The organism is Mesorhizobium sp. M1A.F.Ca.IN.020.06.1.1, assembly GCF_004023265.1.
Classification (GTDB): domain Bacteria; phylum Pseudomonadota; class Alphaproteobacteria; order Rhizobiales; family Rhizobiaceae; genus Mesorhizobium.
In genome coordinates this window covers 1-9,095 of sequence record NZ_RZSR01000131.1, presented here as the reverse complement: position 1 = coordinate 9,095, position 9,095 = coordinate 1, and the positions used below count along the sequence as shown (strand labels likewise).

Sequence of the window (9,095 nt, the reverse complement as noted above, 5' to 3'; positions counted from 1 at the left end):
GTTTCATAAGGAGGGGCCAACATGGCTCTTACTTCCGTTGAAAAGAACCAGGAGATCTTGTCCCTGGCCCTTGAGGATCGTTCTCAGGGCTACCAGGACCTGGTTTCCAACTCGAATGCCTTGCTCAACGTGCTCAAGCGCAAGGGCAAGTTCAAAGAGTATTCCGGCCCGCGAATTCGCGAACGGCTGCTCTACACCAAGACCGGTTCGGCGGTTTGGTACAACGGCTTTGACTTCTTGAACCCGGTTCCGACCGAGCTCTTCAACGATGCCGAGTACACGCCGAAAATGTGCGCGGTCGCCATCACCCTCGCCAATGAGGACATCCTCAACAACGAGGGCGAAAACCAGATTATGGACATTCTGGAGTCGCACATCGCGGCTGCGGAAAGTGAACTGGAAGACGAAGTCGACATTTCCCTGCACGGCAACGGCACCCGCTTCGCCGGCAAGGAACTGGGCGGCCTTCAACTATCGGTTCCGACCGTGGTCAATTCCGGCGTCTATGCCGGCATCGACCGCGCCGCAAACCCGATCTGGCGCACTTCGGTGTTCGATGCCAACTCGTCGTTCCCGGCGATCGGCACCCAGGTCACCGCGACCACCATCCGCCCGATGCTCAACTCGATCATGACGCAGCGGTCGCGCGGCACCAAAGCCGCCGATCTCATCCTCATGTCGCCTGAGCATTACGCAGCTTACGACGCCGCCACCGTGGCAATCCAGCGCGTCAACGACGTGTCCGGCCTCGGCAAACTCGGCTTCACGTCGCTGAAGTATTTCGGCGCCGGGCGTTCGGCGGAGATCGTTCAGGAAGGTGGCATCGGCTCCAATATGCCGGCGAACACGACCTACGGTCTGGACACCGACAATCTGTGGCTCCGCTACCACCCGGAACGAAACTTCAACAAGATCGGTCGGCCGATGATGCCGATCAATCAGGACGCGAATGTCCAGTACATCGGCTTCATGGGCGAACTGACGATGACGAATCCGCTGTTCCAGTGGAAGCTCATCGACAGCAACCCGGCCGCGTAAGAGGAGAAAGGATCCATGGCTTACGTTCCTCACACTCCGCACCTCGGCATTCCGCCGATCGCTGCCACGCTGCCGGCCTCGACTGCGGCCGGTCGCTCCACTCCTGGCCCTTGGCTCGGCGATATCATCCGCGCCCAGGACCCGAACTATGGCACGGGCGAGTTCATCTACCTGAAGGGCGCGGCATCTACCGTGGTCGGCTCGTGGGTGACCTACAACCCCGACGACTGGTCGACCACGCTGCTGGTCGCCAATGCCATTGGTCCGGTCGCCGTCGCCATGTCCGCGAATGTTGCCAACCAGTACGGCTGGTATCAGATCCAGGGCAAGGCGATCGGCCAGGTGCTCGCCGGCTTTGTCGACGACGCCAACGTGTACGCCACGGCCACGCCGGGCAGCGTTGACGATGCGGTCGTGGCTGGTGATCGCGTCAAGAACGCCAAGGGCGCATCGGCCATCGGCACGCCGTCCGCGGGCCTTGCCGAGTTCGAAATCGCCCGTCCGTTCATGGATGACGGCTTGGCCGCGTAACTGGCCTTCGGCGGGGGCTTCGGCTCCCGCCTTTTCCCTTTGCAGCCTCTCAGACAGGAGAATTCGCCCATGAGCGCGAACAGCAACACCGTGAACGTCACGTTCCGAAACCACGTCATGCCCGACGAGCAGGCAAGCCGCACGGCAGGCCGGCCGATATTCACCGAAATGGAAGTGTGCGACCTTTCATTCCCCGCAAACCGCCAGACCAAGGCGACCTATCCGGCTCACGATGCCGAGCCGAACGCCACTCGCGAAAGCTTCGCGAACGGCGGCGGTGTCGTTACCTATGCGCAGCTCTACAACAAGCAGTATCTGGCCTTCAAAGACGGCGCCGCGCAGCCCCTTTCCGGCACGCCGCTGGCGGAAGCGCCGTTCCTCAAGGAATCGAAGCGCCGCGAACTGAAGGCGCTCGGCATCCACACGGTCGAGCAGCTTGCATCGCTCGACGGCACGCCGCTGAAGCAACTCGGCATGGGCGGGCGCGAACTGAAGAACCAGGCACAGGGCTATCTCGACGCAGCTGCCGGCAGCGCCGACGTGACCAACCTCGCCGCCCAGGTGGCCGCGCTGACCGCTCAGCTCGCCGAAGAACGCCGGCTGCGCGAAGAGCTGGTGCAGAGCGGCACGATCACCCGCAACGTGCCTGCGGCTGAGCAGGAGGCCAATCAGCAGGAGGATCAGATCGACGAAGTTGACGAGGAAGAGCAGCCCGACGAGCCGCCGACGGCCGAAGAGATCGAGGCGATGGATGACGAAGAGCTCAAGGTCTACATCGCCAAGGAAACCGGCAGCCGCCCGCGCGGCAACCCGAACCATGACACCTTGGTCGCCGCGGCCAAGGAACTGGCGAACCTGGCCTGATCGCCATGAGCATCCTCAGCGTCATCAAGGAAGTCTGCCCGGTCATTGGCTTGACCGTGCCGACCGCCGTCTTTTCGTCAACCGATCGCGAGCACGTCGAGTTGCAAGCGCTCGCGAACGAAATGGCGAAGAGGATCGCTTTCGACACTCGAGACTGGACCCGGCTGAAGGTGCTTGCGACCTTCACCGGGGACGGTCTGGCTACCGCATTCAATTTCCCTGATGACTACCACCGCATGCTGAAGAAGGCGCGCGTGTGGCCATCGGCAACCCCTTACACCGCGCTGACCCACTACCCCGACAGCGACGAGTGGCTTGGCATTCAGGTGCAGAATTTCCAGCCGCTGGTCGGCGCCTGGACCGTGGTCGGCGAACAGATGCTGATCAAGCCGGCGCTGCCGAACCTTTCGACCGTCCAGTTTTTCTATCTTTCCAGCAATATTGTGAAAGACAAAGACGGAAATGCAAAAGCGTCATTCGCAGCCGATGATGATGTTTTCCGCCTCGACGAACGCGTTCTGAAACTGGGCATGATCTGGCAGTGGAAGGCCAACAAGGGCATGGCCTACGCTGAGGACATGGCGACCTATGAGGACGCGCTGGCGGCCTCGGCAGGCGCCGACAAGGGATCAAACATCCTGGTGGTCGGGCGCGGCCGCACGCCCTATGACGCCGATATTGCGTTTCCTGGGGTGATCGTCCCATGAGGGCCGGTTTCCGTCGCGTACCGGTCGCGCAGCCCGCGCAGCAGCGGCATAGCACGCTGACATTTCCGGCGCCGATCCGCGGCAAGATTTCGAATGAAAATCTCGCTGCCTCGAAGCCGCAGGGCGCGACCGTGCTGGAAAACTGGTTCCCGACCAGCACCGGCATCCGGTTGCGCGGCGGCCTAAATAAGAAGGCGACGATCGGTGCTGGCCCGGTTGTCAGCATGTTGACCTATGACGGGTCGGCCGGCCGCTTCTTGTTCGCTGCAGACGCAACCAAGATCTACGACGTCACCAATCCCGCCAGCCCGAATGTGGCGCCAGCTCCGGCCGTGTCCGGACAGACCAGCGGCTATTACTCCTATGTTCAGTTTCCGACCGTCGGCGGCGATTACCTGTCGGCGGTGAACGGCACCGACAGCATGCGCCAGTTCGACGGGACAACCTGGACGACCGTCGCTAGCCTCGGCACGATCGTCACCAACAAGCTGTCGTTCGTCTGGACCTATCGCAGCCGCGAATTCTTCATCGAGAAGAACACGCTCACGGCCTGGTTTCTCCCGGTCGATGCAATTTCCGGCGCGGCCTCGGATTTCTCTCTTGCCGGCGTGTTCCAGAAAGGCGGCAGCCTGCTTTGCGGTGGCACCTGGTCGCTAGATGCCGGCGATGGCGTCGACGACAAATGCGTGTTCATCTCGACCAAGGGCGAAGTCGCGGTTTTCGAGGGCGCAAACCCTGCTGACCCGGCCGACTGGTCTCTTGTGGGCCGCTATGACATGTCACCACCGCGCGGCCCTCGCGCCATGATGCAGGCGGGCGGCGAGCTGCTGATCGCCATGGACGACGGCATTATCCCGATCTCGCAGGCCATCCAGCGCGACCGGGCTGCACTGTCCCTGATCAGCGTTTCGCGCAACATCGAACCGGACTGGCGAGCAGAGGCTGCGGCTCGCGCAACGCTGCCTTGGGAAGTCCTAAAGTGGCCGCTCTTCAACATGGCGATCGTCTCCCTGCCGGCGCTTGTCGGGCAGGAAAAGAAATGCTTCGTCGTCAACCTTCAGACGGGCGCATGGGCCGATTACACCGGCTGGGATACGCGCTGCCTGGCAATGCTCGACGGCCGGGCCTATTTCGGCACGTCTGATGGCAAGGTGATGCAGTGCGAGGTCGGCGGCCACGACGACGGCCAACCCTACACCAGCACCTATGTCGGCCTGTTCGACCACATGAAGGCCCCAGCGCGGTCGAAGACAGTGCACATGGCGCGAACCGTGTTCAGGGCCAGCCGCAAGTTTCTCGCCAAGCTGTCCATATCGTCTGACTATCAGGTCCGTCTGCCCTCGGCGCCGGCCTCCGTCGCCGATGACGTGACGCTCGACGAGTGGGATACGGGCCTCTGGGACGTGGCTCTCTGGGATGCCGGCACAACAATGACGGTCTCGACGAAGTGGGCTTCAATCGGCCAATCCGGTTTTGCGGTCGCGCCGCAGCTGCAGGTGACGTGCGGCGTGACGCCGACCCCCGACGCCGAACTGGTCGCGATGGACGTCATCTATGAAGTCGGCGCGGTGGTCGTTTGAAGCTGCTTTTTGGGCATGACGAGGCTGTCGCTCGCTTCGTCGCTGACCTGACCATCGGGCCGGCCGATTTCGGCAAGTGCAAGGCTATCGGAGTGCTCGACGACGAGGACCGGCTTTTGGCCGGTATGGTGTTTCACGACTGGCAGCCCGGACCCGGGCTCATCCAGATTTCGAGTGCTTCGACCACGGCCCGATGGCTCACTGCGGAAGTGCGCCACATCATGTTTTCGTACCCGTTCGACCAACTCGGATGCCAGATGGTCGTCCTTCAGGTGTCAGCCAAAAACGCGCGCACGGTGCGCATCGCCAAGGCCTTCGGTTTCACCCCTTACCTGATCAAGCGCATGCGCGGCCGGGACGAGGACGGATACGTCTTCACGCTCACTGACGACGATTGGCGAAATAGCAAGTTCACGAGGAAGATCCATGGGCAAACCCTCAGCTCCTGAACCGCCGGATCCCAAGGAAACGTCGGCGGCCTCGACTTCCACCAACGTCGGCACCGCTATCGCGAATTCCTTCCTGAATAACGCGAACCAGGTCACGCCAGATGGAACGATCAGCTACGATCAGACCGGCAGCTATACCTGGAACGATCCCTATACGGGCAAGAGCTACAATATCCCGCGCTTCACGGCGACGACTTCGCTTTCCGATGCCCAGAAAGCCATCAAGACCCAGACCGACGCCGCACAGTTGAACCTCGGCACGCTCGCCAATAACCAGTCTTCGTTCCTCAACGACTATATGTCGAAGCCGTTCGATGGTTCGAACGATGCGACTGAGGCGCGGCTGTTGCAGCTCGGGCGCGAACGGCTCGATCCCATCCTTCAGCAGCAGCAGGACGCGCTGGCGACGAGGCTGGCCAATCAGGGCATCAAGCTTGGATCGACCGCTTATGACCGCGCTATGACCCAGCAGAGCCAAGCGGCGAACGATGCCTATGACCAGCTCATTTTGCAGGGTCATGGGCAAGCGTTCCAGGAGGCCCAAGCGATCCGAAATCAGCCGATCAACGAAATCACGGCGCTGCTGTCCGGTTCGCAGGTGTCGAATCCGCAGGCTGCCGGCTTCAATCAGAGCACGATCCCGACGACCGACGTGGCCGGCCTGATCAACCAGAACTACCAGCAGAAGATGGCCAACTATCAGCAGGACATGGCCAACTCGCAAAGCCTGATCGGTGGTCTGTTCGGCCTCGGCGGCAAGCTCATCAGCCTGTCGGACGACGACGCCAAAAAGGACAAGACGCGGCTGGCCGACATCACGCCGGAAATGGGCCTGTGGAAATTCCACTACAAGGGCGAGCCCAAGGATGCGCCGATGCGCCTCGGCCTCATGGCGTCGGAAGTCGAAAAGGTCGTGCCGGAAGCCGTCAGCCGTCGCCCGGACGGCTATCGGCAGGTCGACTATGGCAAAGCCCTGATGCTGGGAGCCTGACACATGGCCCTTTCCTTCATCTTCGACGCCAGCAAGGAAACGCCGGCTTCGATCGCCAAGCAGCGCGCCGTCGTCGAAGCGCTGATGCAGTCGCAGCGCACGCCGCGCAACATCGGCGAGGGCCTGAACGCACTTGGCGATGGCATCGTGATGAACGTGCTGGGCCACCGCGCCGATGCGGCTGAACAGGCCGGCCAGGCTCATGCATCCGACGTTCTGAGCGGTCTCTTCAATGCGGGTTCCTTCCCGGCTGCGCCCGGATCGGACACCGTGTCCGCTTCATCGGGAGGTCGGACCGATTATCACGGCGATCAGTTGGCGTGGACCGATGCCGCTCCCTACCAGAAGGCGTTTCTGAACACTCTTGCAGGTCCGGAAAGCGGCGGTCGCTACGACGTCATCTATGGCGGCAGCAAGTTCAGCGACTTCTCGCACCACCCTAACCAGGCTGTTCGCATCCAGACCGGGCCGAATGCCGGCCGCACGTCGAGCGCGGCGGGCAAATATCAGTTCCTCGGCTCGACATGGGACGATCAGGCGCAGAAGCTCGGACTTACCGACTTCTCGCCGGTCAACCAGGACAAGGCTGCCTGGAACCTTGCTGCCGAGACCTACAAGGCCAAGACTGGGCAGGACCTTGCCACCGTGCTGCAGTCTGGCGATCCGAGCGCGATTGCCGGCGTCGGCAACGCCTTGCGCGGCGTCTGGACGAGCCTCCCGGGCGGTATCGAGCAAGGCACCACCACAGACCGTTTCGTGGCCGCCTATCAGCGCGCCCTCGGCTCTGGCGCCTCTCCGGCACAGGCCACCGCTGTCGCGCAGCAGCAGACCGCGCAACCTGTAAAGGTTGCCAGTCTTGACCCGTCGATGGGCGTTGCCGCAGCCACGGTTCGGCCGTTGCCGCAGGAATATGCCGCGAAGGGCATCACGCAAGAGCAGTGGGACGCGATGAACGCTCCCGACGGCGCAGTGGTGCAGACCGCTCCGGCAACGCCGACCGGTGGCGGATACGCTCCTGGCATGCCTGCCACGACTACGGCGCGCGGTCAGCGGGTGCTCTCGACGCTCATGACCCCTGAGCCCTTGTCAGGCCGTGGCGGTGTCGTGCAGGCACTGACTGCGGCCAATCCGCCCGCTGCACCGTCTGGTGGCGCTTCTGGTGTCACACAGGCGCTGACCGATGCTCCGGGTGGCGCGGCTCCGGCCTCCCCTGCCGTGCAGAAGGTCCTACAGGCGCTTTCCCCGCCCGATGCAAGCCTGCCGGCTATGGCTGGCGGCAGTGCCGACGTGGTGCAGCCGGGCGCAGCAGGACCGTCGGTGCAGGACCTTATGCGCGCCGCGGCCGATCCCTGGCTGAGCGAGCAGCAGCGCGGCGTCGTCAACATGATGCTCGAGCAGCAAGTGCAGAATGCCGATCCGCTGAGGCAGCTGCAAATTCAGAAGGCCAAGCGCGATCTCGCCATTCAGCCCAAGCAGTGGCAGAAGCTCGACGATAACACGCTGTTCGACGCGACAAGCGGCGAGACGCGAACCGTTCCGGGCGCGACTGCAAAGCTGTTCGAAGGAAATAGCCTCGACGCTCAGGCATGGAACATCCTGCGGACTGCTGACCCGAATTCTCAGGATTATGCCACGGCGTACGCCATCGTCTCGCAACCGAAACAGCAGCTTGTCCAGACGCCGGACGGCCAGATGCTGATCAATGTGCCGCCGCCGCTCCCCGCCTGGCTCAAGGCGCCCGGCGGCGCTGCTACCTCCGCGCCGAACTCGCCCGGAGCGACGACGCCAGCGAGCCCGACGAGCGCAACCGCCCCGGTGACCGCGCCAACGCCCACTGGGGCGCCTCAAGGCGGGGCGACTGCCGGCGGGCTGATCCCCGGGACGGCGAAACCGACCGAAACTCAGCGCAACCGGGTTTCCGCGGTGAACCAGGCATTCGACGCGATCAACACAGAGCTCGACCGCTACACCCATCTGGTCGGCAAGAGTGGCATCGAAGCCATGCCTGGGCAGGCCAAGGACAATCTGAACACGGTGCGGCAAGGCATCATGTTGCAGCTGAAGGAGCTGTTCAATCTCGGCGTCCTGAACGGCCCCGATCTGAGCCTGATGGAGCGGATGATCTATGACCCGGTGGTTGATCCCCTGAAGGAAGGCGGGTTGGCGAACTTGCCGAGCCAGCTTTATTCGGCTGCCGTCGGCGATGCTCCCGCCCGTGCACAGAACAGTGTCGCCGAACTGAGGCGGATGCTCAGCGGCATCAAAGACGCTGTTGACAAGACGGTGCCAACCGGCCCCGCGCCACAGGGCAGTGCTGACGATCTCAAGAAGAAGTATGGTCTCGACTGATGGCTGATCTCGCGCGCATCAAAGGCAATGTCGCCAGGATGGTCGGGCAGAACGCGCCGACCGAAGACATTGACCGTTACATCGCCAGCGAGGGCGTGACGCTCGACGACGTGCGCAGCTTCAATCCCTCTGACGACGTCGCTGCCGCCGATGCCCGCGCCAAGGCAGGGATTGCCGTTGCTCAGAAGATTGTTGAGCAGGGCGGCCCCGATCCTGCAAAAGGGCACGACGTGCCAGCCTTCGTTTCTCCCCGAGCGATGGGCGCGACCGGCACTTTCCTAAGTTCGATCGGCGAAGGTGTTCCAATCGTTGGTCCCTATGTCGACAAAGGGTTAACAGCGACCGCTGCAGGCATTGGCTCTGCCCTTACTGGCGAGCCGTTTTCGAAGGTCAACGACGAAATGTCAGTGATCAACGACGAGAGCCGAGCAGCTAGCCCGGTCGCGCACAAGCTGGGCAATGTGACGGGCGCTGTGGCCGGTACTCTTCCGGCAATGGCGGCGGCACCTGAGGTATTCGGCATTGGCGCCGGCTCAACTGCCGCACGCCTCGGCGCTGGATTTTTGAGTGGCGGCATTATCAATGG

General features: G+C 62.7%; 8 protein-coding genes and 1 pseudogene. All 9 read left to right on the top strand.

Annotated elements, in window-relative coordinates:
• Nucleotides 1–21: 21 nt before the first annotated feature.
• Nucleotides 22–1,038, top strand: a complete 1,017-nt coding sequence (locus EOA60_RS08575) for a phage major capsid protein (RefSeq protein WP_127335005.1) — start codon at nt 22–24, stop codon at nt 1,036–1,038.
• 15 nt (nt 1,039–1,053) lie between these two features.
• Nucleotides 1,054–1,569 carry a hypothetical protein gene (locus EOA60_RS08570; protein ID WP_127335004.1) on the top strand — a complete coding sequence of 172 codons (516 nt, stop codon included), beginning with the start codon at nt 1,054–1,056 and terminating at the stop codon, nt 1,567–1,569.
• A 69-nt stretch (nt 1,570–1,638) separates the two neighbouring features.
• On the top strand, nt 1,639–2,433 hold the full coding sequence (locus EOA60_RS08565) for a hypothetical protein (protein WP_127335003.1): 795 nt from the start codon (nt 1,639–1,641) through the stop codon (nt 2,431–2,433).
• Between the two features lie 50 nt (nt 2,434–2,483).
• Nucleotides 2,484–3,140, top strand: a complete 657-nt coding sequence (locus EOA60_RS08560; RefSeq protein ID WP_127335002.1) for a hypothetical protein — start codon at nt 2,484–2,486, stop codon at nt 3,138–3,140.
• Nucleotides 3,137–4,720, top strand: a complete 1,584-nt coding sequence (locus EOA60_RS08555) for a hypothetical protein (protein ID WP_127335001.1) — start codon at nt 3,137–3,139, stop codon at nt 4,718–4,720. The genes EOA60_RS08560 and EOA60_RS08555 overlap by 4 nt, the downstream gene beginning before the upstream one ends.
• Before the next feature lie 92 nt (nt 4,721–4,812).
• Entirely contained in the window at nt 4,813–5,169 is a 357-nt protein-coding gene (locus EOA60_RS08550; RefSeq protein ID WP_245479167.1) for a GNAT family protein, read from the top strand.
• Nucleotides 5,147–6,160: a hypothetical protein gene (locus EOA60_RS08545; RefSeq protein ID WP_127335000.1), complete on the top strand. Its 1,014-nt coding sequence runs from the start codon at nt 5,147–5,149 to the stop codon at nt 6,158–6,160. Before EOA60_RS08550 ends, EOA60_RS08545 begins: the two co-directional genes overlap by 23 nt.
• A 3-nt stretch (nt 6,161–6,163) precedes the next feature.
• Nucleotides 6,164–8,509 (top strand): glycoside hydrolase family 104 protein, encoded by a 2,346-nt coding sequence (locus EOA60_RS08540; RefSeq protein WP_127334999.1) that lies wholly within the window; start codon nt 6,164–6,166, stop codon nt 8,507–8,509.
• A pseudogene (locus tag EOA60_RS08535) lies at nt 8,509–9,095 on the top strand (hypothetical protein); the annotation flags it as partial. The gene EOA60_RS08540 and the pseudogene EOA60_RS08535, both read left to right, overlap by 1 nt.

Excerpts from the sequence above, each read along its gene's own strand:
- EOA60_RS08555 (WP_127335001.1), top strand. The coding sequence starts at position 3,137 with ATGAGGGCCGGTTTCCGTCGCGTACCGGTCGCGCAGCCCGCGCAGCAG.
- EOA60_RS08570 (WP_127335004.1), top strand. The coding sequence starts at position 1,054 with ATGGCTTACGTTCCTCACACTCCGCACCTCGGCATTCCGCCGATCGCT.
- EOA60_RS08565 (WP_127335003.1), top strand. The coding sequence starts at position 1,639 with ATGAGCGCGAACAGCAACACCGTGAACGTCACGTTCCGAAACCACGTC.
- EOA60_RS08540 (WP_127334999.1), top strand. The coding sequence starts at position 6,164 with ATGGCCCTTTCCTTCATCTTCGACGCCAGCAAGGAAACGCCGGCTTCG.
- EOA60_RS08575 (WP_127335005.1), top strand. The coding sequence starts at position 22 with ATGGCTCTTACTTCCGTTGAAAAGAACCAGGAGATCTTGTCCCTGGCC.
- EOA60_RS08545 (WP_127335000.1), top strand. The coding sequence starts at position 5,147 with ATGGGCAAACCCTCAGCTCCTGAACCGCCGGATCCCAAGGAAACGTCG.